This is a genomic window from Caenibius sp. WL, from assembly GCF_019803445.1.
Lineage (GTDB): Bacteria > Pseudomonadota > Alphaproteobacteria > Sphingomonadales > Sphingomonadaceae > Caenibius.
In genome coordinates this window covers 2937408-2959638 of the sequence record NZ_CP081844.1, presented here as the reverse complement: position 1 = coordinate 2959638, position 22231 = coordinate 2937408, and the positions used below count along the sequence as shown (strand labels likewise).

The 22231-nt window shown below is 59.7% G+C and carries 31 protein-coding genes; 26 read left to right on the top strand and 5 right to left on the bottom strand.

The features are described from left to right. Nucleotide 1 precedes the first annotated feature (1 nt). The 15 genes from K5X80_RS14195 (at nt 2) to K5X80_RS14125 (ending at nt 12164) form a co-directional block, all read left to right on the top strand. The gene (locus K5X80_RS14195) at nt 2-730 is read left to right on the top strand and encodes a hypothetical protein (protein WP_222558362.1); all 729 of its coding nucleotides are present in this window, start codon (nt 2-4) and stop codon (nt 728-730) included. 58 nt (nt 731-788) lie between these two features. After that, the gene (locus K5X80_RS14190; protein ID WP_222558361.1) at nt 789-1832 is read left to right on the top strand and encodes a N4-gp56 family major capsid protein; all 1044 of its coding nucleotides are present in this window, start codon (nt 789-791) and stop codon (nt 1830-1832) included. A 48-nt stretch (nt 1833-1880) separates the two neighbouring features. Next, entirely contained in the window at nt 1881-2099 is a 219-nt protein-coding gene (locus tag K5X80_RS14185; protein ID WP_222558360.1) for a hypothetical protein, read from the top strand. Next, a complete protein-coding gene (locus K5X80_RS14180) occupies nt 2099-2458 on the top strand; it encodes a hypothetical protein (protein WP_222558359.1) in 360 nt (119 codons plus the stop codon). Before K5X80_RS14185 ends, K5X80_RS14180 begins: the two co-directional genes overlap by 1 nt. A 2-nt stretch (nt 2459-2460) precedes the next feature. Continuing rightward, entirely contained in the window at nt 2461-3195 is a 735-nt protein-coding gene (locus K5X80_RS14175; protein WP_222558358.1) for a hypothetical protein, read from the top strand. 3 nt (nt 3196-3198) lie between these two features. After that, complete coding sequence (locus K5X80_RS14170; protein WP_222558357.1) at nt 3199-3501, top strand: hypothetical protein; 303 nt, start codon at nt 3199-3201, stop codon at nt 3499-3501. Beyond that, complete coding sequence (locus K5X80_RS14165; RefSeq protein ID WP_222558356.1) at nt 3502-4251, top strand: hypothetical protein; 750 nt, start codon at nt 3502-3504, stop codon at nt 4249-4251. Nucleotides 4252-4254: 3 nt separating this feature from the next. Further along, nucleotides 4255-4881 carry a packaged DNA stabilization gp4 family protein gene (locus K5X80_RS14160; protein WP_222558355.1) on the top strand — a complete coding sequence of 209 codons (627 nt, stop codon included), beginning with the start codon at nt 4255-4257 and terminating at the stop codon, nt 4879-4881. Beyond that, entirely contained in the window at nt 4881-6266 is a 1386-nt protein-coding gene (locus K5X80_RS14155) for a packaged DNA stabilization protein (RefSeq protein ID WP_222558354.1), read from the top strand. The genes K5X80_RS14160 and K5X80_RS14155 overlap by 1 nt, the downstream gene beginning before the upstream one ends. Further along, on the top strand, nt 6259-6588 hold the full coding sequence (locus K5X80_RS14150) for a hypothetical protein (RefSeq protein WP_222558353.1): 330 nt from the start codon (nt 6259-6261) through the stop codon (nt 6586-6588). The genes K5X80_RS14155 and K5X80_RS14150 overlap by 8 nt, the downstream gene beginning before the upstream one ends. Continuing rightward, nucleotides 6585-7124, top strand: coding sequence for an aspartyl/asparaginyl beta-hydroxylase domain-containing protein (locus K5X80_RS14145; RefSeq protein ID WP_222558352.1), 540 nt, complete (start codon nt 6585-6587; stop codon nt 7122-7124). Before K5X80_RS14150 ends, K5X80_RS14145 begins: the two co-directional genes overlap by 4 nt. Continuing rightward, complete coding sequence (locus K5X80_RS14140) at nt 7118-7573, top strand: GNAT family N-acetyltransferase (RefSeq protein ID WP_222558351.1); 456 nt, start codon at nt 7118-7120, stop codon at nt 7571-7573. The genes K5X80_RS14145 and K5X80_RS14140 overlap by 7 nt, the downstream gene beginning before the upstream one ends. A 1-nt stretch (nt 7574) precedes the next feature. Continuing rightward, nucleotides 7575-8549, top strand: coding sequence for a hypothetical protein (locus K5X80_RS14135; RefSeq protein ID WP_222558350.1), 975 nt, complete (start codon nt 7575-7577; stop codon nt 8547-8549). A gap of 31 nt (nt 8550-8580) precedes the next feature. Beyond that, nucleotides 8581-9345, top strand: a complete 765-nt coding sequence (locus tag K5X80_RS14130; RefSeq protein ID WP_222558349.1) for a hypothetical protein — start codon at nt 8581-8583, stop codon at nt 9343-9345. A gap of 278 nt (nt 9346-9623) precedes the next feature. After that, nucleotides 9624-12164, top strand: a complete 2541-nt coding sequence (locus tag K5X80_RS14125) for a hypothetical protein (RefSeq protein ID WP_222558348.1) — start codon at nt 9624-9626, stop codon at nt 12162-12164. A 110-nt stretch (nt 12165-12274) separates the two neighbouring features. On the opposite strand, the gene K5X80_RS14120 is transcribed toward K5X80_RS14125, so the two are convergent. Together K5X80_RS14120 and K5X80_RS14115 are read right to left on the bottom strand one after the other, a co-directional pair. Next, nucleotides 12275-12607, bottom strand: coding sequence for a type II toxin-antitoxin system HicB family antitoxin (locus K5X80_RS14120; protein ID WP_222558347.1), 333 nt, complete (start codon nt 12605-12607; stop codon nt 12275-12277). Next, complete coding sequence (locus tag K5X80_RS14115) at nt 12604-12858, bottom strand: type II toxin-antitoxin system HicA family toxin (RefSeq protein ID WP_222558346.1); 255 nt, start codon at nt 12856-12858, stop codon at nt 12604-12606. The genes K5X80_RS14120 and K5X80_RS14115 overlap by 4 nt, the downstream gene beginning before the upstream one ends. A 90-nt stretch (nt 12859-12948) precedes the next feature. Between K5X80_RS14115 and K5X80_RS14110 the strand changes: the two genes are divergently transcribed. The 6 genes from K5X80_RS14110 to K5X80_RS14085 all read left to right on the top strand — a co-directional run bounded on the left by K5X80_RS14110 (nt 12949) and on the right by K5X80_RS14085 (nt 16668). Continuing rightward, complete coding sequence (locus K5X80_RS14110; protein WP_222558345.1) at nt 12949-14235, top strand: hypothetical protein; 1287 nt, start codon at nt 12949-12951, stop codon at nt 14233-14235. Further along, a complete protein-coding gene (locus tag K5X80_RS14105; RefSeq protein ID WP_222558344.1) occupies nt 14217-14507 on the top strand; it encodes a hypothetical protein in 291 nt (96 codons plus the stop codon). The genes K5X80_RS14110 and K5X80_RS14105 overlap by 19 nt, the downstream gene beginning before the upstream one ends. 1 nt (nt 14508) lies before the next feature. After that, nucleotides 14509-15060, top strand: a complete 552-nt coding sequence (locus K5X80_RS14100; RefSeq protein WP_222558343.1) for a glycoside hydrolase family 108 protein — start codon at nt 14509-14511, stop codon at nt 15058-15060. Then, entirely contained in the window at nt 15057-15425 is a 369-nt protein-coding gene (locus K5X80_RS14095; RefSeq protein ID WP_222558342.1) for a hypothetical protein, read from the top strand. Before K5X80_RS14100 ends, K5X80_RS14095 begins: the two co-directional genes overlap by 4 nt. Nucleotides 15426-15492: 67 nt before the next feature. Next, complete coding sequence (locus K5X80_RS14090) at nt 15493-15867, top strand: hypothetical protein (RefSeq protein WP_222558341.1); 375 nt, start codon at nt 15493-15495, stop codon at nt 15865-15867. 372 nt (nt 15868-16239) lie between these two features. Then, complete coding sequence (locus K5X80_RS14085) at nt 16240-16668, top strand: hypothetical protein (RefSeq protein WP_222558340.1); 429 nt, start codon at nt 16240-16242, stop codon at nt 16666-16668. Here K5X80_RS14085 and K5X80_RS14080 read toward each other — a convergent pair. Further along, nucleotides 16654-17247: an SOS response-associated peptidase gene (locus K5X80_RS14080; RefSeq protein WP_222558339.1), complete on the bottom strand. Its 594-nt coding sequence runs from the start codon at nt 17245-17247 to the stop codon at nt 16654-16656. The two genes, K5X80_RS14085 and K5X80_RS14080, sit on opposite strands and share 15 nt — an antisense overlap. A gap of 50 nt (nt 17248-17297) precedes the next feature. Here K5X80_RS14080 and K5X80_RS14075 point away from each other — a divergent pair, with 50 nt between their 5' ends. Beyond that, a complete protein-coding gene (locus K5X80_RS14075; RefSeq protein ID WP_222558338.1) occupies nt 17298-17621 on the top strand; it encodes a hypothetical protein in 324 nt (107 codons plus the stop codon). Nucleotides 17622-17631: 10 nt separating this feature from the next. Here K5X80_RS14075 and K5X80_RS14070 read toward each other — a convergent pair whose 3' ends face one another. Both K5X80_RS14070 and K5X80_RS14065 read right to left on the bottom strand, forming a co-directional pair. Further along, the gene (locus K5X80_RS14070) at nt 17632-17856 is read right to left on the bottom strand and encodes a hypothetical protein (RefSeq protein WP_222558337.1); all 225 of its coding nucleotides are present in this window, start codon (nt 17854-17856) and stop codon (nt 17632-17634) included. A gap of 137 nt (nt 17857-17993) precedes the next feature. Continuing rightward, nucleotides 17994-18197, bottom strand: coding sequence for a hypothetical protein (locus K5X80_RS14065; RefSeq protein ID WP_222558336.1), 204 nt, complete (start codon nt 18195-18197; stop codon nt 17994-17996). 223 nt (nt 18198-18420) lie between these two features. Here K5X80_RS14065 and K5X80_RS17355 point away from each other — a divergent pair, with 223 nt between their 5' ends. The 4 genes from K5X80_RS17355 to K5X80_RS14045 all read left to right on the top strand — a co-directional run bounded on the left by K5X80_RS17355 (nt 18421) and on the right by K5X80_RS14045 (nt 22223). Then, a complete protein-coding gene (locus tag K5X80_RS17355; protein ID WP_222560474.1) occupies nt 18421-18873 on the top strand; it encodes a GNAT family N-acetyltransferase in 453 nt (150 codons plus the stop codon). A gap of 187 nt (nt 18874-19060) precedes the next feature. Beyond that, nucleotides 19061-20968, top strand: coding sequence for a VWA domain-containing protein (locus K5X80_RS14055; RefSeq protein WP_222558335.1), 1908 nt, complete (start codon nt 19061-19063; stop codon nt 20966-20968). Next, nucleotides 20965-21558 (top strand): TadE/TadG family type IV pilus assembly protein, encoded by a 594-nt coding sequence (locus K5X80_RS14050; protein WP_261390545.1) that lies wholly within the window; start codon nt 20965-20967, stop codon nt 21556-21558. Before K5X80_RS14055 ends, K5X80_RS14050 begins: the two co-directional genes overlap by 4 nt. Further along, the gene (locus K5X80_RS14045) at nt 21546-22223 is read left to right on the top strand and encodes a TadE/TadG family type IV pilus assembly protein (RefSeq protein ID WP_222558334.1); all 678 of its coding nucleotides are present in this window, start codon (nt 21546-21548) and stop codon (nt 22221-22223) included. The genes K5X80_RS14050 and K5X80_RS14045 overlap by 13 nt, the downstream gene beginning before the upstream one ends. Nucleotides 22224-22231 lie beyond the last annotated feature (8 nt).

The window sequence follows — 22231 nt, the reverse complement described above, 5'->3', positions numbered from 1 at the left end:
CATGAGCGATCTGGATGACATTCTGAACGGAAGCGATGAACCTGAGGTGGTGGAAACCCCTGCCGAGCCGGTGCAACAGCCGCGCGATGAGGCAGGGCGATTTGCAACGAAGGAAACGGGCGAAACGCCGCAGGAAACCCCTGCGGAGCCGGTGGAGCCGACCGGTGGTGACCTTCCCAAGGAAGAGTTCGAAGGGCTGAAAGCGGAACGGAAGCGCCGTCAGGCGGCGGAAGAAGAACGTGATCGGCTTCGCGAACAACTACAGTCGAACCAGAACCCTCCCGCCCCGCCACCGTCCCTGTGGGACGATGAACAGGGGTGGACCCAGCATTTCGGCGGACAGGTCATTCAGGCGGCTGCGTTGAATGCCCGACTGGATATGTCCGAAATGATGGCCCGGCAGGCCAATCCTGATTTCGAAGAAGCGAAGCAGGAATTTCTTGCCATGGCCCAGCAGAACCCGGCGCTGCTGGATATGGCGCGTGCAGACCCGCACCCGTGGAACAAGGCGTATCAAATCGTCAAAAGCCATCGGGCGATGCAGGAACTTGGCGCGACCGATGTCACGTCTCTCGAACAGAAACTTCGCGAGAAGATCCAGGCGGAAATGGCCGCGCAGGCCCCCGCTGCCCCGGTTCTTCCAAACTCGCTGGCAGATGCCCAATCGTCACGCGGCGGCGTAGTGCCGCAGGCTGGCGGGGTGTCTCTGCAAGACATCCTGGGGAGTTAGTCGCCCCCGCTGATCCCGCGTCGAGATGACGCCGGTTTCCCTATGATGGAGACTTTCCATGGCATTCACCACTGTCAACGCTGCAAACGTTGAAGAGCTTTGGGACAATGATTTCTTCAAGTCCTACGTCCGTGCAAACCGCTTCAAGCGGTACATGGGCACCACCGAAAACAGCATCATCCATACCAAGATGGACCTTACCAAGAAGGCCGGTGACGGGATTACGCTCCCGCTTATCACCGAACTGACGGGTGCTGGCCAGACCGGCAATGGTCTGCTGGAAGGCAACGAAGAGGCGCTGGGCAACTACGGTCACAAGATCGAAGTCGCCACGCGCCGCCATGCTGTTGCCGTGACGGACAATGACCAGCAGTTCACGGGCATTCCGCTGCGTGATGCGGCCAAGGAGCAGCTCAAGCTCTGGGCCATGAAGAAGCTGCGCACCAACATCATCGATGCCCTGGGCTCGAAGAACGGAATCATTTATGCGTCGGCTTCCGAAGGTGACAAGGACGCATGGCTGGCGGCCAACTCGGACCGTGTGATGTTCGGGGATGGCACGGTCGGCGGCTTCACCGACCACTCGGCCGATCTGGCACTTGTCACTGCTGGCATGAAACTCACCAAAGAGGTGGTTTCGAAGGCCAAGGCGAAAGCGGAACTGTCCACTCCCATCATCCGTCCGGTGACGGTGGGCGAGGACAGCGAAACTTACGTCATGTTCGTCGGCTCGGGTGCGTTCCGTGATCTCAAGACCGATCTGGCCACGAGTTTGCAGAATGCGCAGGAACGCGGCGACAGCAACCCGCTGTGGAACGATGGTGACCTGATGTGGGATGGCGTGGTCATCCGCAAGATTCAGGAAATCGCGTCTATCGGCAATGTCGGCGCGACGAGCGCCCGCATCGAACCCTATTTCCTGTGCGGTGCGCAGGCAATTGGTGTTGCGTGGGCGCAGACCACGAAGAGCACGACCGATGTTCGGGACTACGGCTTCGTCAAGGGCGTGGGCATCCACGAGATGCTCGGTGTCGAAAAGCTGATGTACCAGAACCAGGACCACGGCGTCTTCACGGGCTACGTGGGCGCTCTGGCGGTCTGATGAGAGGCGGGGGGCTTCGGCTCCCCGTTTCCATTTCGGGAGGCGCCGATGCGTATCCGCTTTACCGGTGAACACACCAACGGCCGCACGTCGATCACCTACGAGGGTGTGACGTTCGATGGCCACGAACCCACCGAATGCCCCGACGAGTTGGCCCTGCGGCTGATTGAGGGGGAATTCGAACGAGCCGATCCACTGGATCACGATGGCAACGGCAAGAAGGGCGGCTCTCTGCCCCGCACGCGTCGGAAGAAGGTTGGCGAATAATGGCTGTAAACTACAATGTCGCGGTCAAGACCGCGCGCATGACCACGACCCGCGACCACTTCGCGAACGGGACCCTTGAACTTCTCACAGCGGCGGATGCCGTCCTTGTGACGTTTGGCCTTTCCGCAAGCGGCGGGACCATATCAGGCGATACCTGGACGTTCGTGCTCGATGCGAACACGGTTGCCGCAACGGGGACTGGCACTGCGACGAAGGCTCAGTTGAAGACCAGCGGCGGCACGGCGAACCTGACCGGGCTGACTGTTGGCACAACCGGGACCGATATCATTCTTAACAACACGTCGATTGCCACCGGGCAGGACGTGACGCTTTCGAGCGCAACGATCAAGCACGCCTGACCATGGCTTACGTCACTGAGGACTTGATCCTCGAATTGAGCACGAGCACAGGCACCAGCCCTTTCACCCTTGCGGGAGCGGTGAATGGGTTTTTCGCTTTCTCGTCCGTGTGTTCGGTGGGCGATACCGTTCCGTACACCATTCAGGCTGTTGACAGTAATGGAGCGCCGACTGGCGACGTGGAGGAAGGGATAGGCACCTACTCCGCTGCGAATACTCTGACCCGCACCACCATCTTGCGCAGCAGCAATGCCAATGCGGCGGTGAATTTCAGTACGGGGACGAAACGCGTGGGCCTCGTTTTGTTGTCCCGCACGCAGAAGTGGACGCAGATAGCCACGGCAACGCCGACCGGCGTGAACACGGTCGATTTCACCAGCGTTCCCCGCCATTTCACTGATCTGAGGTTGGCTTATAGCGGCGTCAGTCATGATTCTGGAACGAGCACCAGCATCAACTTATCTGTGTCGCCTGATGGAGTGACATTTGCAACCGCTGTGACTGTTGGGGCAGCGATTGCCGCTAGCGGTTCTCTATACGGTGAGACGCGCATTACTAACTACAAGGAAAATTCGGGCTCATTCGATGGCGGGGCTGCTTCGGTATCGACAAGCCCAACGATTGCCGCCGCCAATTTTGGAGGCGGTTGGCGGTGCGATGGCGGCATTTCTGCGCTTCGCGTCGGGACTATCGCTGGCAATTTCGACGCTGGCACCATCACATTGTTCGGGAGGTAAGCCATGGGCATGGCACTCCGCATTAACGCTGCGACCGGCGTTGAGGAAGTCGTTGAAATTCCCGATCCGGCGCCGGTTGTCCCCGAAGTGGTCTCGCGTCGGCAAGCGTTGCTGGCCCTTGAAGGTGCTGGCCAGCTCGATGCAGTAGAAGCACTGGTTGCGCAACTCCCGCGCTCTGCACAAATCGAATGGGCGAACGCAACCGAGTTCCGGCGCGATCATTACCTGATTGCGCAGATCGGGACAGCGCTTGGACTGACGGAACAGCAAATCGATGCGCTGTTTATCGAGGCCGGGAGCCGTTAAGTGATCTTCGGCGGCGCGCCGTTCGGTGCGGTCCCGTTCGGTTCACTGGGACTTAATCTTCCCGCGCCCGGAATATTCGGCGCGCTTTCGGCACAGGAGAGCGGAGCCGACACATTTGCGGCCACTGCGACTGTTGCAATATCCGGCGCACTGGCAGCGGTGGAAGCGCCCGATACATTCGCCGGTCAGGGCGGTGTGCTTGTCGCCGGGAGCCTTGCAGCCTCCGAAACTGGCGATGACACGTTCTACGCCTTCATTTTCCAGCCTGCCGTTGGATACATGGCGGCAACGGAAACCGGGCAGGACATTTTCAGCGGTACTGGCGATCCGGTCGTTATTGGCGATCTCGTCATATCGGAACCCCAGCCTGATTATGTGATCGTTTACGGCGCAGTCTCCGTATCCGGCGCACTGGCGGTAGTGGAAAGTGGTGCCGACGATTTCGACGGGTTGATCGTCCGCCCGGAAGTGGTCGGCGCACTCACCGCTCAGGAAATTGGCTCCGATATCTTTGCGGCGTCGGGCGTTGTGCCCCATTTCGCCTATCTCGCCGCTCTTGAAAGCGGACCCGACACATTTGCGGCAATCGGCGTTGCGCCGATCTACGGGGTGATGGGCGCGCTTGAGGGCGAGAATGACAATTTCGAAGGGGGCGTTGCGACCCCGGCCTATCGGTCCGCAGGCGGCATAGAGCGGGGCGTTCTTTCCGCCCCTCGCTCCGCCTCCCGATACGCAGAAAGCAGGAGATAGCCCATGGCGGTCAACTGGGTTCCGAAAGCGGAGGGCGCAACCTATCGCTACACGTGGGCGCCCGCTCTCCTGCCCGGCGATACGATCTCGTCTTATGTGCTGGAGCCGGATGGTGCGAGCATCGTAAGCGACAGCCACGATAGTTCGGTAATCGAAGTCTATCTGGCTGGCGGCGCTGTGGGGGCGATCTGCACAATAGCGGCGACGGTCTACACCACCTACGGCGAAACACAGAAAGAGACGATCTATGTTCCCATCGTCTCGCGTGATCTGGCGCGGCTTAGCACTGCTGGGGAAATCGCGGCATTTGCGCTGCGGAAGATCGTAGGGATTGGTGAGCAAGCATCGTCGGGCGAGTTCGACGATGCGCTTGAATGGCTGAATGACATGCTGGCCGATTGGAAGGGGCAGGGCGCTGACACCGGCGTCAATCTCCCTCTGGAGGCGTCGGAAAAGCTCTATGTGCCGGATCAGTTCATCGCCGCGATCAAAAACAACCTGATTATTCGAGTGGCGGACAATTATGGACGGGAAATTTCCCCGGTAACTGCGAAACTGGCGATGACAGGCCTCCAGCAGATCAAGCAGGCACTGTTGCCGCGTGAGCGCGGGACAACCGAGTACTTCTGATGCCCAATCTTGGACTTGCCACCAGTACCGTGCGGAGATCGCGCGGTGAACTACCGCAGCTTCCGCTCGTCAACATGTTCGCGGAGGCCGCAATCACGGAGCCAGAGCGTTTCTCACTGCTCTCACGTCCAGGATTTTCAGGCAACGGTCAGCAATATGGGGATGGCCCGATAAGGGCACTATTCCGGCAGCAAGGCGTTCTGAACGGTCGAATTATCGCGGTCTCGGATACCGATTTCTACGTAGATGGTGAACGAAAGGGGCTTTTGGCTGGAAGCGGCGCGGCCAATCTCGCTGGCAACGAAATCGGCGTTATTGGAACTGCTGGTGAGACGGTTTCCTTCTGGGATGGCACGAATTATCGATCTGTGGCGTTTCCCGACAACGCCAATGTCACGAGAGTGGCGGAGCAAGGCGGGCGCTTTATTTTCCTGCGGGCTCAGTCGCATCGTTACTACTGGACGAAGCCTTATACGGCGATGATCAACGGCAGCGGCGATATCGTCGTCGATCCGCTTGATTACGCCAGTGCTGAGAACGAACCCGATCATCTACTCGATATCCTCGTTATCGAAGACTCGCTGGTACTGTTCGGCCAGAACACCATCGAGTTTCATGCCGAGACGGGGCAGTCCGCAGCGCCGTGGGCTCCCATGCAAGGGCGGGTGTATCAAAAGGGCATTCGCGCCTCTGGTTGCGCTGCGCACTTTGACAACTCGTTCGCGTGGGTCAGCGAGGAGAACATCGTCTATCGTGCAGGGAACGTTCCGCTAGCGATCAGCGACGAAGGCATTGTGGAACTGATATCCGGTTCCCTTAACTGTCAGGTCACCTCGTTCTATCTTGAAGGCAACGAGTTCCTCAAGATCGATTTGGACACAGTTTCTCTGGTTTACGGGGCCAAGAGCCAGCAGTGGGCGGAATGGAGTTCCAACGGTGGCCCACTCCTCGGGGGTGTATCGATCTCAGGCCCGGTGTTCGGTTCGGTCGAAGATGGCAAGCTGCTGATCTTCTCCGAATACGATGACCTGGGTGCGGCGCAGGTTCGCCGCTTCCGCGCTGGCTTACCGGCTAATGGCGGAACGATGACAATCGATAATCTGGGTATCCGGACGAACCCGGGCCAGACGAATTACACTGTGGGCGACTACGCCGATCCCATCGTCGAAGCGCGGCTATCACGAGACGGCGGGCAGACCTGGGGCCTCTGGCGGCAAACTTCGCTTGGCAAACAAGGCGTGTATCGCAAGCGGCCTGAATGGCGCTCGTGGGGTGTTGTCGATGCGCCGGGCGTTTTGTTCGAGTTCCGCGTGGCCGATCCGGTGAGTTTTCGGGTGAGCGGGGCATTCTACAACGAGCAAATGGGCGGACGGGGCCGTGGGTAAATTCGTCACCTCTACGGAAAGACTGGTCAATGCCACCGGTCAGGCAGAGTTTCGCTTTCAGCGCTTTCTTGAGGGTTTGAGCACCGACATTGAAGCACTGCAGGAAGCCGCTGCTACGTTTGTCGTCAAGGATACCACAGCCAATTGGGGCAGTCCCACGGGCACCGCGAGCCGGGCGGCATTCGCGACCTACACCGCACCCGTTGTCTCCGACCCGCCAACGCAGGCTGAAATGCAGGCTTTGGCCAATCACGTACAAACCCTTTCCCGTACATTGAAAGCGCTGATCGACGATCTGCGAACAAGTGAGGTAATCCTGTGAGGCACTTCCTACAGGTCGGCGCTGTCGATCCCATTCCCACGCTTGCCGCGTTGGCGGTGAAGCCGGGTCTATGGAATGAGAACCCCCTGCGCACACAGCATGCAGGGACGGCACATGCCGAGGCTGATGATATCTGGCTGATGTTCAACAAGGTGCCGAATGATCCCGCTGAGGTCATCGACGATATCTCGGTCTTTCCGTATCGGGCATGGACCGAGTTACCGCACCTGCGCAGCCTAGTTCTCGATCTCATGCACCGCGTGGGCGGCGTTCAATTGGGCAGGGTCATCCTGACCCGCCTGCGTCCGGGCAAGCGCATCCTGCCCCATGTCGATCAGGGTGCGCCCGCCGAGTACTTCACCCGCTACCAAATCGCTCTCCAGTCGTTGCCCGGCTGCAATTTCCGCATCGGTGACGAGGCGATCAACTTCCCCTCTGGCTCCGTGTGGTGGATCGACAATCGCACGGAACATGAGGTGATCAACAATAGCGCGGACGACAGGATCGTTTGCATCGTGGACATTCGCCAATGCTGACCGCCCAGGTTGAACCGTTTCCTCCATTTCTGGAGGAAGTGAAGCCGCTTCTGGCCCTCCATTACGAAGAACTGGCGCTGAACAAGGACTGCGTACCGCTTGATCCTCAATACGATGAGTATTTGAAGCGTGATGCGCAAGGCATGGTCATGACCATCACGCTGCGCGATGCGGGCAAGCTGGTCGGCTATTTCGTCGGTTTCGTCGCGCCGGGGCTGCACTATCAAACCTGCCTTACGCTACATCTGGATATCTTCTGGGTGCACCCCGATCATCGCGGGAAGATGGCAGGGTTTCGGCTGTTCAAAGCCGTGGAGGCAGAAGCCAAGCGGCGCGGCGTGCAACGAATGTTTGCGGGTTCCAAGGTGCACAAGGACGCCTCGTGGCTGTTCGAAAAGCTCGGTTATACCGAAGTCGAGCGCATCTACTCCAAAATGATCGGAGAGTGATATGGTAGGTGTTGCCGTAGGCGCAGCAGTTGGCATAGGCGGTGCTGTTGCATCGTCGTCAGCCGCCAGCAAAAACCGGAAGGCCATCAACAAGGCCACGGATGCGCAGGTTCAAGCCAATCAGGACAGCCTTGCCCTACAGCAGGCCATCTATAACCAGAATTACGGCCTTCTCTCGCCTTATGTGGGGCGGGGGAACGTTGCGGGCGACTATTACAATGCCCTCCTCGGTCTCCCTGCCGCGCCCGCGCAGACGTTCCAGCCCGCGAACAACAATGGCACCGGGTATGTGAACACGCCCAACGGCATCATGCCTGCCTCGTCGGTAACGGGAAATGGTGCGCTCCCGACCTTCGATTTCAGCAACGGGACGATTACGCTACCGCCCGGTAGTACGTCCATATATGCGCCTCAGAACGCAAATCAGCCGACGCAAGCGCCCGCTACGCCGACTGTTAAGCCGGTCACGGCTCAGCAGGCGTTCAACACTTACAAGAACATCACCGGCTATCAGTTCCGTCTCAACGAGGGGAACAATGGCGTCAACGCGGGATACGCCGCCAATGGCATGCTCCAGAGCGGTGCGGCCCAAAAGGCTTTGGCCGAGTATAACCAGAACCTCGCCTCCGCCGAGTTCAACAACTACATGACCCTGCTTGGTAATCAGGCGGGCATGGGTCTGTCTGCCGGTTCTGCCCTCGCAGGCGTCGGGCAGGGCTTCGCCAACGCAGCAACGGGCATCAATCAGAATACCGCCAATGCCATCGGGCAGGGCGCCATCGCAAACGCGAACAATTCGAACGCGGGCACTGCGGGCATTCTCGGCGCGATTGGTCAGGGCGTATCTGGCGTTACCAATGCGCTATTTCCGACCAGCAGCTATCAGGGCGCGGGCTCTGGCTTGAGCTTCCAGACGCCCGGCTCCGCTTTCGGCGGATACGTGAACACACCCGGCGCGAACAACTTCGGCTTCTGAGAGGCGCACTATGAGCATGTTTAATGCCCTGATGGACCCGCGCGAAGTCGGCATGGCCTTTCAGCAGGGCTATGACGCACAGCAACAGCGCAACGATCAGCAGAACGCCAAGAACGCCATGCGCAACTTTGCGATGAACCCCGATGATCCGAACGCGCTGGCGCAGATCAGCCAGTTCGATCCCCGCCTGATGCTCCAGGTGCAGAATGCCCAGCGTCAGGCGCGGATGGATGATTTCCAGATGCAGCAGTATCAGGCGAAAGCTGAGGAGGCCGCGCGGGAACAGAAGCAGGCGCAGTTGGGTCAGATCGCCCGGCTGTTTCAGGGCGTCACCCCTGAAAACTATGCCAACCGTGTATCCATCGCGCAGCAGATGGGCGTTGATGTCTCCGGTGTGCCAGCGCAGTTCGATCCCGAATGGACCGCGCGGCAGGGGGAAATCTTTTCCTTCCTCGCAGGCCAGCCAGAGGCTCTTTCTGCTGCTGGGAAACAGGCACAGGACATGGGCCTTCAACCCGGCACGCCTGAGTTTAGCGAAGTGGTGAAACAAATAATCGAAGCCGGGATGGTGCGCCCGTATACTGGGCCAGGCGGGGAGACGCGTGTTTATACGCCACGAATTGGCGGTGGAGGGCAGGTCCAAGTTGGGCCGCCTTCGCAGGCGCACATTGATGCTTTGCGCCAGAACCCTGAGCGGCGCGACGAGTTTGATCAGAAGTTTGGCCGTGGTGCTGCCGAGCGCATCTTGGGAGGCGGTGGCGGTAACGCCACCGGTGGGTTTCTCCCCGGTCAGTGACGGGCGCAGCGTCGTCAACAGCCTGTTCCCCGATGCCCGTATTACCTCAGGTTATCGGGGCCCCAACCATCCCTTGAGTAAAGCCAACCCTCGCAGTTGGCACGCTCGTTCACATGGCGCGGTCGATGTCGCGCCGATCCCCGGAATGACATTCGGACAGTATGTGAACCGCATAAAGCAGGCGGGCTATCGGATCATTGAGGCGCGCGATGAGGTCAAGAACCCGTCCAGCCACGCGACCGGCCCCCACTGGCATATCGTAATCGGAGAATAACAGAATGCCCGGAAACTTCTTCGATCAGTTTGACGCTGCGCCCTCTGGCGACCCGATCATCGCACCCCCTGATCCGTATAAGGCGAACGCTGAGGCACGGGCTGCGGAAGATCAGAGGATGCAGCGTGCGGCAAACGAACGGGCGGATCGTGCAGAAGCACGCGCCGTGAACGCAGAGCGGCGCGCTGCGGCGAAAGACGCTCAAGGTTCTGTTGAACAGAACAAGACAAAGGGCTTTCTCACTCGGGCAATTCAGGCAAATCAGGATTTCTCGAAACTGGGTGATGTGCAGCCGCGTTCCGTCCCTGGGCAAGCTTTCGCGGACGCTTATCCGAACCTCGCCAACAGCTTGACCAGCGATGCCAATCGTCAGTTGGCGGAACAGGCAGAGCGGGCTTTTATTGCTGCGATACTTCGCTACGATTCAGGCGCGGCCATCCCGCCTTCAGAATTTGCGACTCAAGGCCAAATCTATTTCCCACGCCCCGGTGATGGGCCGGAGGTATTGGCGCAAAAAGCGCAGGCACGCTTGGTCGCCCTGCAAGGCCTCAAGGACTCTGCGGGACCAACCGCCGCAGATGTCGTGTTGGGCATAGATCAGCCGGAAGAAAAGGCCAACTGGGACGGGGTTGGCCTGACTGGTTCTGTCACCGACGATAGCCCGCAGCAGCCTACGCCGAATACTCCCGGCAACGATCCGAATGACCCGTTTTACGGGGATGCGAGCGGGTTTCGAGGCCTCACGGCGCTGGGTAAGCAGGGTATAACGCTTGGCCTGTCCGATGAGGCGGCGGGCGTCGGCGGTGCTATTGCGGGTCTGCTGCTGGGTAAGAACCCCGTGGACGAGTACCGAAAGTCTCGTGATGCCGAGATGGATTTCGTCAATCGTGCGCGGGAAGCACACCCGATCCTCGGCACGGCGCTGGAGTTTGCTGGTGGCGGTGGCGCCTTAAGGATCGGTGCTGGCGGTAATGCCCTGCTGCAAGGCGCGACCATCGGGGGGCTTGGCGGTTTCGGTTATGGTCGCGGTGCTGAGGACAGCCTTGCAGGGACGACGACAGGGGCAGCGCTGGGCGCGGGCACGGCATTCGGGCTGGATAAGATCGGCAACGCGCTCATGCCCCGGATTCCAAGGCCTTCCGCGCAGCCGGATATGAATGTGATCGCTGCCGGTGCTCGCCAGGACATTCCGATCAGGCGGCCCGATGCGATTCCTTCGCTTCGCGGAAAGTTCGGCGCTGTCGAGTCTACACCGAATGGCGGGAGCATGATCCGTCAGGCACTCACAGATGATGTGTCGGCGGTAGAACAGCGCGTCGCAGCTATCGGCGGCAGAGAGGGGGCACCTGATCCGTATGCGCTCGGAACGCGATTGCAGGAAGCGGGTGAACGCTTCAAAGCGCGAACAGGCCAGCAAGCGAACCGTCTGTACGAGCGCGCCCGTGCGGCGGCACAGGGGAGAACAGTATCCCCGCAGGAAGCAATCGGAGCGATTGACCAGAACATTGCCGAGTTGCGGGCCGCTGGCGAAACCACCAATGGATCGCAGATTGCGTATCTGGAAGGGCTGAAATCCGATTTGGCGCGTCCCGGTGGCCTCACCATTGAGGCGGTCCAAAACCTGCGAACGAATATGCGCGGTCAACTGAGCGAGCGGAACCTGACGGCTTCCGACGCGGAACGCAGGGTCACGCAGGTGATCGAAGCCGCCAACCGGGATTTGACGCGTGATCTGCCGCAACCGGCCTCGGAAGCGCTTCGCGCCGCTGACGATTTTTATCGCCAGAGGCAGGAATTTATCAACGGCACTCTCAAGCAGTTCATGGGGACGCGTGGCCAGCCAATTTCTGCCGAAACGGCTGCTCAACGACTCATGTCGATGACCAAAGGCAAGGGCAACTTTGACAAATTTTCCTCCATGTGGCGGGAACTGGATCAGAACGAGCGTGGTGATATCGCTGCCACTGTTGCCGCCTCGTTGGGCAGAGCACCCAACGGGGATTTCAGTCTGGCGCGGCTTGTCCGCAGCCTAGATCCGAAAGAGGGTATCAACCCGCGCACCGCCCGGCTGATCTTTGGCAAGGATGGGGCAACGGCGCTGGAAGACCTGCGCACTATCGCCCAAGCCAAAGTCGCAGCGTCATCCGAACGCAACGCTTCTAAGACCGCCAATTCGATGGGGGCGCGCGTTGGCGGGTTGAAAAACCTTTTGCTGGGCGCACTGGGGCTGTCGCAAGGCGGTCCCGCCGGTGCGGTCGCCGTTCCTTTCGCCGCCCACTTCATGAAGAACTGGGGCGACGAACGCGCGGCCCGAATGCTATTGAACCCCAGCTTCACAAAGTGGCTGAAACAAGCACCTCAGACCACGGACCCGCGCATCATAGACAAGTATTTTGTCAGGCTTGGGGGGCTTCCCGGCATCGCTGCGAACGAGAATGCCGCGTTCGTTGGCGCGATCCGCGACGCTTTGAATGCGCAAGGTCCTCGGGTGGGTACGCTCGCAGCTTCACCAAATGAAGGGCCAGATGAGGAGAACAAGCGCTAGGCTATATAGCCTGAATCGTCGCGGCGGCAGGAAGTAGGCAACTGAAAATATCAAGAGGATGTGCCAAACCTTCACCCGATAGGTTTACGACCCTTTCAAGTTCTTATCAACTAGTGAGGAAGCGCCTCATGCAGGGCTTCCTCCGCCCACTGGTTAAGGCTCTTGCCCGCCAGTTCAGCCGCGATGGCCGCCCGGCGATGTAGCTCGGGGCTCACGCGAAACATCATCTTGCCGGAATAGGGCTTCTGAGGGTCTTTCCCGATCTTCGCGCATGCTTCGATGTAATCGTCCACGGCCTCGTGAAAGGCGGCGCGCAGTTCTTCGACGCTATCGGCATGAAAGCCGACCACATCATTGATACCGGCAAGCCTGCCGAAAAAAATGCCATCGTCATCATCATATTCGATGCGGGCGCTGTAACCTTTGTGACTCATGACGTTCATGGCTCAACTCCAATCTTCGCTAGAAATTCCCTCACATCCCGAATTTGGTAGCGCTTGGCCTCCTTGTTCGGATGGGGGCGGACGAAATAACCTATCACGCCATCCTTGTGGGCTTGGACATGCGATCCCTTGCCCTCGATTATTTCGCAACCGACCGCGACGAACAGACTTTCAATAGACGCCCATTTGATCGTTCCCGAAACCGGATCGGAGAAGATGGCTTTGAGCGTCTTGGACTGCTTGCTGTTCATGCAAGCATATAACGCTATCGCGCGGCATATTGCAAGCAAAAAATGATAGCGCAAGCGGTCCTTTGGGGCCGCCTTTTTTATGGGGCGAACATGACGGTCAAATCTTTCCTCCTTCCTTTCCGTCCTGCGATTTCCGCCACTGCCCTTGAGGTGGTGCCGGGCGCGCGGCTTCATTTCTATCTCACGGGCACGACGACAGAAGCGGCGGTCTATGCCGATGAGGCGCTGACTATCGAGCTTCCCAATCCCGTGGTGGCCAATGCCGCAGGGAAATGGCCCGCAATCTTCTACGACGATTCCACAATTTACCGCGTGATCCTTCGGGATGGTGCTGGTGTGACCATGGACGAGGCGGACCCGTATACGCCTGCCATCCTGGACACCGTGAACGCGGCCCTGCAAGGGCTGGTAAACTCTGCTGGCGCACAGGCCGCATTGGCACAGACCGCCGCGCAAGCCGCTGCTGCCGACGCAGACACGGCTCAGATCGCAGCGGGTATCGTTAATGCAGCGGGGGCGGGTTACAATTTCTATTCGACGAAGGCCGATGCGGTAGCCGCTGCTCCCTCACTCCCGAACGGCTATGTGCACGTCTGGAAGGATGAGAGCGCCAGCAATCACTTCACGGTCTATTCGGTCACCTCCGGCGCGCTTTCTCCGTCTCCTGTTGCGGACCTGACGCCGACGCCGGTGAGCGTGGGAACCATCGCCGTTCAGAACGCCAACAACGTGGCAATTACAGGTGGATCGATCAGCGGGGCCAAAGTGGCTCCGTACTATGACACTGCGGCCAATCTCGCCGCGCTGGCCACTGCTGGGCAATTGCTGCCTCGTGGTCTCTATATCGACACAACGAACAACAGGGTAAAGCTGGCGACTGCGGTCAATACCCTAATCGATGTTGGCCCTTCTCCGCCTTCGACCAGCGATTTCACTTATGACTACCTGAGCGCCAATTTCACCGGAACGGCCGCGACCCTTACGGACACCGGGCTTGAAATTACGGGCGCTTCGCTTAGTCCGAACTCGTTGTACGAAGTGGAAATGCGCGCCTTTGCCAAGGTCGCATCGAGCTATTTTCGCTTGGGCTGCACGGCCCTAACAGGCGTCGAGGGGGCTTACTTCTTCACAGCCGGTCCAGGGTCAACTTGGACTTCCGGCAGTGATTCGATCAATTTGCATGGCGATTTTGCCGCAGCTTTTACCCCCAGCACGAACATCAATATGACCTCATGGTCCCGCGTGTTCTGTCAGGGTATTTTGACGACTGGAGCCACGCCGGGCGGATCGTTCAAGCTTCAGATCAGAAACTCGTCCGGCTCTGCCGTGCACACTGTCCTCAAGGGCAGTTACATCAAATGGCGGAGGCTGAACTGATGGTGGAGCCCATCACGCCGCAGGATATCGCTGACCGGCTGGACCGTGGAGACCAGCGTTTCAAGGAAATCGCAGAGGAATTGCGCTGCCTTCCGCAAATGCAAGCCGACATGGCCGCTGTCCGGGAAATTCTTGAGGCGCTGCAAGGGCTCAAGACGCTGGGCAGGGTGATTGCTGGCTTATCCAAGGTCATTGCTGCCGTGGGGCTCGCTGTGGGCATGATCGTGGGCGTGTTCAAACTGGCTGTGATCGCCGTGACGAAAGGGGGTTGAGATGACCATAGACGAGATGATCGGGGGCATTCTCGACCGCGAAGGCGGGTTCGTGGATCATCCTTCCGATCCGGGCGGCGCGACGATGTTCGGCATCACGCAGGCGGTTGCCCGCGCCAACGGCTACACCGGCCCGATGCGGAGCCTGCCGAAGGCGACGGCCATCGAAATCTACCGGCGTGAATATATCGAGAAGCCGGGGTTTCTGGCCGTGGCAGAGATTGACCCGCTGGTGGCGGAGGAACTGATCGACAGCGGCGTGAACGCAGGGCCGCAGCGGGCGCGCCTGTGGTTTCAGCAGGCCCTCAACGTGCTCAATCGGCGGCAGAAGGACTATGCCGACATTGCCGAAGATGGGAAGATCGGCCCGCGCTCTATCGCCGCCTTTCAGGCGCTCCGCCGCCGCCGTGGGGAAGCGAAAGCGCGGCAGCTTATGCTCAAGACGCTGAACGGCCTCCAGTTCATGCACTATTTCGGATTGGCCAAGGGCGGGACGAAATTCGAAGATTTTATGATCGGCTGGATGGACAGCCGGATTGGCGGGCTGGCATGACGCACGCAGCGAATTTCCTCCGCTGGCTGGGCCATCCCTTCCGCGTTCTCGCCTGCGCTGCCCGGGCGTTGATCAACCTGACACAGACGCAGATCCGCGCGCTGTTCTCGCTCGGCATGCTGGGCGGCATCATCGCCCTTTCGCTGCAGAACATCGGCCTGATCGTTATGGTGCGCCGGGTCTTGGGCGACGCATCGCCGGGTTCACTGTTCGGCCAGATGGCGCTCAATCAGCAGTGGTGGAACAACGCCATCATGGCCGGTTTCGGGCTGATCCTTGGGCTTGTCGTCTTCGGCGCCGATTACTTCCGGGCCAAAGTGGACCAGCGCGAAGTCGAGTTCGGGCGGGGAAAGCCTGAGGAATGAGGCGTTGCGGCACCAATCAGACATTTGGGGGGTATGAGCGGCACCGCAACGCGACGGGGAGTATTCCATGGAACGATATCTGACAAGCGCGCTCGGCTTCCTGTCGGGCGCATGGAAGTGGCTGGCGATCTGCCTTGCCGTGGCGGTGCTGGCGTTCGTCAAAGGCTGCAACCACGGACGAAGCATCGAGCAGGCCGCGCAAGCTCGCGCTGCCGGGGTGGCCCGCGATCTGGCCGACCAATCGGCGGGGCAATCAGCGCAGGATCGCGAAACAGACCGGCAGGCGGCCGGACAGGCTCAGAAAGGACGAGACGATGCGATACGGAACGCGAACGATACTGGCCGCCCTGGCGCTGCCAGCAATGCTCTTAACTGTGAGCGGTTGCGGCAGGCAGGCCGGGACGTTTCAGGGCTTCCCGCCTGTGGAGGACGTGCGGACTGAGCCAAAGCCTGTGCCCGGGCCGGAAGTGTTCGAGAGCGAACAGGCCGCCCGAACGTTCGAAAGTGCAATTGAAGCGTGGGGCGAACGCGGCTGGTCCGCTGTGGCACGTATCTGCCGCGATGCGGTTCGAAAAGGTGCCCCGTACCCTGAGGGGTGGTGTCTCTGAGGACAGTTAGACCTGCGGCAGCCGGGGACGAGAAGGGGTTTATGGTCGCCGCAGGTCATCTGTTGCCCAAGGAAGGCGAGAGGATAACGGCGGTCTGGCTGAGAAGTTCCGGCAGATGTGAAATCGATTCAGGTGGATAGTGCGCGCACTTTGTTCCGCATTTGTTCTGGCGTATAATCGGGCCACACCCGAGTCGCGAGGACCCCATGGACGACCCCGTTATTACCGCTTTCACCGAGTACCCGTATCGCCTTCCGGACTATGATGCGCCTGTTGCGCGCCGGGTGGCGGCGTACTGCAAGGTCAACTCCATTGCGATGACGATTGAGCAGATCGAAACCGTACTGTTCGCGCCTGAGGAAGATCGCCTCAAGATCGTCAAGGAGTTGGGCTTTACCGAACCGCGTGTTGCGCTGACGGCGATGTACCTACGCTGGGAGCCCTATCAGGAGGCCCGTGACGAAGGCGATTACGACTGGAAGGTTTCGCGGCCGGATTATTACGCGCGGATCGCCACCGATCCAATCGACGCAAGCATGGCGTTCGATCTGGAGCCGGAGGATTTCGAAGCTCTCTCGCAAGCCGAAACCACGAAAAGAGCGAAAGCCGGTCAGCCGGAGCTATCGTTTGACTGACCACAATTCATCCGTGGCATCGACGACAAGCGGGCCTTGCCACGTCTGGACAAGGGCGAATGCTTCGTCTGGCGTGCCATGGGTCCACTGCTGATAGTCGTCGGGGGCGAGGATGACCGGCATTCTGTCGTGGGCCTCGGCCATCTGCATGTTCGCGTCCGTCATGACCATCGAATAGCACAGGCCCCATTCGTCGCTGTGTCGCCAGATACCAGCCACAGCGAAGGCATCCGTATCGGGCAGGCTGTACCAGGTCTTTGTCATGGCGCCGGGCTTGCCCCATGCTTCCGCCCATTGGCTGACCGGAATAAGGCAACGCCGTCGTTCGAAGCTGTCGCGCCAGAAGAATGTGCGCAGCTTGTCGTCACGCGTGTTGTTGACCGGCTTCGGCTTCGATGTGGGCTTCATGTGCTTCAGACGCGCCGGGAAGCCCCAGTTCATCGCCTTGGGCTGGCCGCTCTCGATCACAATGCCCGGATAGTTGGGGTAGATATCCAGCGGCACATTGAGCTGCTGGATTTCCTCTGCGGTGAAATCGAACACCTTCTGGCTTGGGTCGAGGCGGTAGAGGTTGCACACCGAACGAAGGTGGTGCGCCGCCGACCACCTGTCAATCGAAGCCCCGCGCCATGAATCGCCGCCCGACCCTGCGCCAGATGAATATTCTCGCGATCAACGTGCTGATCGATGCGGCCCGCCGCGCGAAGTGGGGCCCAATCGAGCGGACGGACGCGCACCGCCTTGCTCTGGCCTGGCTGGTGCACAACCGCATCGCGACATCGGAAGTGGCTGACGGACTGTGGACCACGCTCGGAAGCGAAGTAAGCGACCGCGGCGCACACACGCAATATTGCCGCGATCGTGCATTGCAGTGTCCGATTTCCAGTTGGCAGAGCAAGGCAATGCTGCCGGACGACTGGTATTGGATCAACGACAAGCCACCCGCCGACTGACCCGGATCGGTCAGCTGCGCACCCGCCGCAACGCGCGTTTCCATTCCCGCTCAGGCGGCATCGGTAGATCAAAGGTCGGTTCGGCCTTGGTTGTGGCAAACTCCGGCTCCACCTTGCGCTTGTCGGTCGCATAGCACCGCGAGCAGTAGAACCGCCTGCGCAACTGGCTGAAGCGATCATCCCAGCCCCTTTGGAAGCAGTGCCACCATAGGGCGTGCGGATCGAACACAACCACATGCCCGCATGAGCAGGTCGCAGCAACGCAGGTCTGGAAGGTGGCGGCTTCGAAGGCGCTATCTGGAACTCTTACGCCGTCTGCATAACGAGGCACGAAATCATCCAGTCACGGGTCGGCGGGCTGTTTGCTCACCGTCACACCTTGGGATTGCCGAGGTGCAGGCGAGGGACCCTCACGAAGTCCCCACTCTCTTTCAGCGCCGCCACGATATCGGGGATGAGCCGGTCGATCTCGACCAGGTGCGTCATGTGCTTGGTGGATTTGAACGCGGACTCCCCAACGATGCGGTGGAGACGTTCAAGCTCGGGGATGAGTTCGTCTCGTTCCATGCGTTCCATATGAGAACAATACGGGAACGAAAGTGATTCGGGAAGGCGAGATTTCGTGCGAAAAGGTTAGCCAAAAAATCTCAGGACTGGCGGAATCGCGTGAGTCAAAATCGATGGTTAGCCAAACTTATCTGTTTGATATCGCTATCCTGTTTAAGACCTGTAGGGCGCGCCACTTCTTGCCGATCGTCCGTCTCAAGTATGTGAAGGAGCTTTCCCAAGTGAACTCTCGATCCGGGCTTACCGTTCGCAAGATCTGGACGGCGTCATCGATGTATTCATCCGCGCGATCCGGCACACTGCCTCTAAGGACTATTCGCCCGCGCAGATTGATGCATGGGCACAGGCTGATCGGCCACTATGGTCAGAGCGCCGGATGAGCAGGCCTACGTGGGTCGCGGATGTCGACGGGAGGCCCATCGGCTTTACCGATCTCGAGCCTGACGGACATATCGACAAGATGTACGTCGACCCACACTATGTAGGGCGGGGTGTGGCGAAACAACTCCTGCTAACGGTGGAAGCACAAGCCCGGACCCACAGCCTGACGAGACTTCATTCGGAGGTCAGTCTCACGGCACGCCCATTCTTTGAAAGAAACGGGTTTAGGGTGGTCGAGCCAGAAACAGTCTTCCGAAACGGCGAGTATCTCAACCGGTTCAAGATGGCGAAGGACTTGTCGTGAAGCGGATAGCCATCCAAGTCGCGTTGGCTCCCACTCGCGAATACCTGCTTCTGGATGCGGCTGTTTGACTGGGGTGGAAGGCACAAAAGGCGCGCATGGGACGCTTCTATTTAGCTAATTCTTAAGGGCCGCCTGTCTATATCGCCAGGGTTGGCGCGCTTGCGCCGCGTGGGGCGACGGGGGCGATATGAATCGGGCGGCGGGTTTTTCTTCAGGATGCGCGAACGTTCGCCGGTGCGCGGCGAACCTGCTGCGTCATGAAGCGGGCAACACCTTGGCCGTGGTGGCGTTTGCGGTGTTGATGCTGCTCGCTGCGGTCGGCGGCGGTGTCGATATGAGCCGGGCCTACATGGTCAAGACCAATCTCCAGTCCGCTTGCGACGCGGGGGTACTGGCGGGCCGCAAGGCGCTGTCGCGGACGGGTGACTACGGTTCGGCCGAGCAGGAGAAAGCGGACAAGATGTTCGCGTTCAATTTTCGCAAGTCGGCCGCCCAGTCGCATGACGTGACATTCACGTCGGAGGCGCATGAGGACGGTTCGGTGACAGGCACGGCAACGGCCACGATGCCCACCACGATCATGGCGGTTTTCAAATTCAGCGACATGGACCTGAGGGCCGAATGCAGCGCCGAGTTGCAGATGGCGAGCGCGGACGTGATGTTCGTGCTCGACGTTACCGGGTCGATGGCGGGCACCAAGATTCAGGGCTTGCGCGATGCCGTGCGCGATTTCCACACCACTGTCGCCCGTGCGGTGATCGACAAGGACCGAACCGTTATCCGCTATGGCTTCGTGCCTTACAGCATGACGGTGAACGCCAGCGGTCTTGTTGCTTCGGGGGCGCTGCCCACAGGCGCGTTTGCCGACAACACACCGTACCAGACGCGGGTCGCCTACTTTAATACAGTTCATTATCTTCCAAATGAGGGGACGGCGGTACGGGGAAAAGAAGAACTCGCGCCTTCTGTTAGCAAGAGCGAGTGTAATGATTGGATTGCCAGTACGTCGGAGGGTGGCGGACCAGCACCTAAGGATAGAACCAAAACAACTTATGTGAAGGGGCAGGATTGGAGCAAGACTGGTACGAGAGGGAGCGGCAAAAACAAGGTCGACATCGGGACGTGTTACCGTATCCCAATGGTGACCACCACCACTTATACCACAGTCTATAAATTCACGCAGTGGCTCTATAAGCAGACCATGATTGACACCACCGGAGTTGTGCCGGGGGGCCGCAGCCTGATTACATCGCTGTCCTCTAACGATAATTATTACGTGGCGGAACGTGGTGAATACGACATGCGCGCGCTGGCTAAGCTACACGGGACGGCAAACACCAATCTGCCCGCCCCGACGACTTACGCTTGGAACGGCTGCATCGAGGAACGGCAGACCGTGGTCGATCTGGCTATGAATCCGGTGCCGGATGGTGCGCTGGATCTCGATATCAACAGTGCGCCTATCGCCGACAACGATAACACTAAGTGGAAGCCGTATTGGGGTATCGTGGAATATAATCGCAGCGGTACCAGAGCTACCGAACGCTGCCCGGCACCGATGCGGCAGTTTCAGGAGGTCGACACACGCACCCCCGACACGGTGCCCGAGTGGCTCGATACCTACCTCAACAGCCTTACCGCCGTGGGCAACACCTATCACGATATCGGCATGATCTGGGGCGCGCGTCTGGCCAGCACCCGAGGGATGTTCGCCGCCAACGTGCTGGAAGGAAACCGTACGTCGGTGAGCCGCCATATCATTTTCATGACCGATGGCCAGATGGAGCCGAGCAGCAGTGGCTACAACGCCTATGGGATCGAGGATCTCGATCGCCGCATCGCACCCAGCGGATCGGGAAGCGGTGCCAACAGCACTTTGGCGACGTACCACACCAATCGTTTCCTTGCTGCCTGCCGCGCGGCGCGGGAGGAAGGATACACGATCTGGGTGATAAGCTTCGGGACGAGCATCACCAATGCCATGCGCACCTGTGCGAGTGCCGATCGCGCCTATCAGGCCACGAATACGACGGAACTGCGCAACGCCTTCCGCTATATCGCGGGGCAGGTGGCCGACCTGAGGCTGAAGCGGTGAACGTGCATCCCTCTGGCCTGCTGCGCGATACGCGCGGCGTCAGCGCGGTGGAATTCGCCTTTGTCGGGCCGATCCTTATCATGCTGCTGCTCGGCGGGCTGCAACTCTCGTACGATATCTGGATGAAAGCGATGGTGAACGGGGCCGTGCAGCAGGCGGGCCGGGATTCGGGGCTGGAAATGGCGCATGCCAGCCAGACGGCGATCGATGACGAGGTCAAAGAGCAGATTCACCGGATGCTGCCCAGCGCGGAAGTGTCGTTCGAGCGCAAGAATTACCAGACGTTCAGCGACGTGAACCGGCCGGAAGTGTTTATCGATGCCAACAAGAACGGCATTTACGACAACAAGGAATGCTTCGACGACGAAAATGGCAACAGCCTCTGGGATGCCGACGCGGGGGCATTGGGGCAGGGCGGCGCGCGCGATGTCGTGGTGTACCGGGTGACGGTGGCTTATGATGAACTCGTCCCCCTTTCGCGTTTCGTCGGGCTGGACCCGAAGCGGCGGTTCACCGCTGTGACCACGTTGATGAATCAGCCGTTCGCAACGCAGGCCGATCGCCCGGTGAGGCAGATATGCCCGAAATGACCGCCGCCTGCCGCCTATCGGCTTTTCGCTGCTTGCTCGCCCGCGACACGCGGGGCGCGGTCATCATCGAATTCGCTCTGGCTTTGCCGATCCTGTTGATGCTGTTGCTGGGTGGGCTGGAAATCGCCAATCTGACTGTCACGCACATGCGGATCAACCAGATCGCGATTTCGCTGGCGGACAACGCCTCGCGGCTCAAGCAGCAGACGATCGGCGGCGCGCCGCAGGTTCGCGAATACGATGTGAACGAAGCTTTCAAAGCGGCCGAATTGCAGGGCGCCGATCTGAATCTGATGCAGAATGGCCGCCTGTTCCTGTCCAGCCTCGAAACCAATGCGGAGGGCGGGCAATGGATACACTGGCAGCGTTGCAAGGGGGTGCTGACTGCCTACCAATCCAGCTATGGCGTGGAAGGCGATGGCGCAACCGGGACGTCATTCCCCGGAATGGGACCGGCTGACGAGAGAGTTACGGTGGAGCCGGGTGGCGCAATCATGGTGGCGGAAGTGGTGTACCGATATCAGCCGCTGATCGGCGGCCGGTGGGCGTTCGGCGATTTTACGATCCGCAAGTATGCGGCGATGTATGTGCGCGACGATCGCGATCTTTCGGGTGCGGGGATTTTCAATCCCGCGCCCCAGGCGAGCGTGTCCGGCTGCGTATAGGGATTGGT

Bases quoted from the DNA above. Each gene is read 5' to 3' on its own strand.
- K5X80_RS14195 (WP_222558362.1), top strand. From the start codon at position 2: ATGAGCGATCTGGATGACATTCTGAACGGAAGCGATGAACCTGAGGTG.
- K5X80_RS14190 (WP_222558361.1), top strand. From the start codon at position 789: ATGGCATTCACCACTGTCAACGCTGCAAACGTTGAAGAGCTTTGGGAC.
- K5X80_RS14185 (WP_222558360.1), top strand. From the start codon at position 1,881: ATGCGTATCCGCTTTACCGGTGAACACACCAACGGCCGCACGTCGATC.
- K5X80_RS14180 (WP_222558359.1), top strand. From the start codon at position 2,099: ATGGCTGTAAACTACAATGTCGCGGTCAAGACCGCGCGCATGACCACG.
- K5X80_RS14175 (WP_222558358.1), top strand. From the start codon at position 2,461: ATGGCTTACGTCACTGAGGACTTGATCCTCGAATTGAGCACGAGCACA.
- K5X80_RS14170 (WP_222558357.1), top strand. From the start codon at position 3,199: ATGGGCATGGCACTCCGCATTAACGCTGCGACCGGCGTTGAGGAAGTC.
- K5X80_RS14160 (WP_222558355.1), top strand. From the start codon at position 4,255: ATGGCGGTCAACTGGGTTCCGAAAGCGGAGGGCGCAACCTATCGCTAC.
- K5X80_RS14155 (WP_222558354.1), top strand. From the start codon at position 4,881: ATGCCCAATCTTGGACTTGCCACCAGTACCGTGCGGAGATCGCGCGGT.
- K5X80_RS14140 (WP_222558351.1), top strand. From the start codon at position 7,118: ATGCTGACCGCCCAGGTTGAACCGTTTCCTCCATTTCTGGAGGAAGTG.
- K5X80_RS14135 (WP_222558350.1), top strand. From the start codon at position 7,575: ATGGTAGGTGTTGCCGTAGGCGCAGCAGTTGGCATAGGCGGTGCTGTT.
- K5X80_RS14130 (WP_222558349.1), top strand. From the start codon at position 8,581: ATGGACCCGCGCGAAGTCGGCATGGCCTTTCAGCAGGGCTATGACGCA.
- K5X80_RS14125 (WP_222558348.1), top strand. From the start codon at position 9,624: ATGCCCGGAAACTTCTTCGATCAGTTTGACGCTGCGCCCTCTGGCGAC.
- K5X80_RS14120 (WP_222558347.1), bottom strand. From the start codon at position 12,607: ATGAACGTCATGAGTCACAAAGGTTACAGCGCCCGCATCGAATATGAT.
- K5X80_RS14115 (WP_222558346.1), bottom strand. From the start codon at position 12,858: ATGAACAGCAAGCAGTCCAAGACGCTCAAAGCCATCTTCTCCGATCCG.
- K5X80_RS14110 (WP_222558345.1), top strand. From the start codon at position 12,949: ATGACGGTCAAATCTTTCCTCCTTCCTTTCCGTCCTGCGATTTCCGCC.
- K5X80_RS14105 (WP_222558344.1), top strand. From the start codon at position 14,217: ATGGCGGAGGCTGAACTGATGGTGGAGCCCATCACGCCGCAGGATATC.
- K5X80_RS14100 (WP_222558343.1), top strand. From the start codon at position 14,509: ATGACCATAGACGAGATGATCGGGGGCATTCTCGACCGCGAAGGCGGG.
- K5X80_RS14095 (WP_222558342.1), top strand. From the start codon at position 15,057: ATGACGCACGCAGCGAATTTCCTCCGCTGGCTGGGCCATCCCTTCCGC.
- K5X80_RS14090 (WP_222558341.1), top strand. From the start codon at position 15,493: ATGGAACGATATCTGACAAGCGCGCTCGGCTTCCTGTCGGGCGCATGG.
- K5X80_RS14085 (WP_222558340.1), top strand. From the start codon at position 16,240: ATGGACGACCCCGTTATTACCGCTTTCACCGAGTACCCGTATCGCCTT.
- K5X80_RS14075 (WP_222558338.1), top strand. From the start codon at position 17,298: ATGAATCGCCGCCCGACCCTGCGCCAGATGAATATTCTCGCGATCAAC.
- K5X80_RS14065 (WP_222558336.1), bottom strand. From the start codon at position 18,197: ATGGAACGCATGGAACGAGACGAACTCATCCCCGAGCTTGAACGTCTC.
- K5X80_RS14055 (WP_222558335.1), top strand. From the start codon at position 19,061: ATGAATCGGGCGGCGGGTTTTTCTTCAGGATGCGCGAACGTTCGCCGG.
- K5X80_RS14045 (WP_222558334.1), top strand. From the start codon at position 21,546: ATGCCCGAAATGACCGCCGCCTGCCGCCTATCGGCTTTTCGCTGCTTG.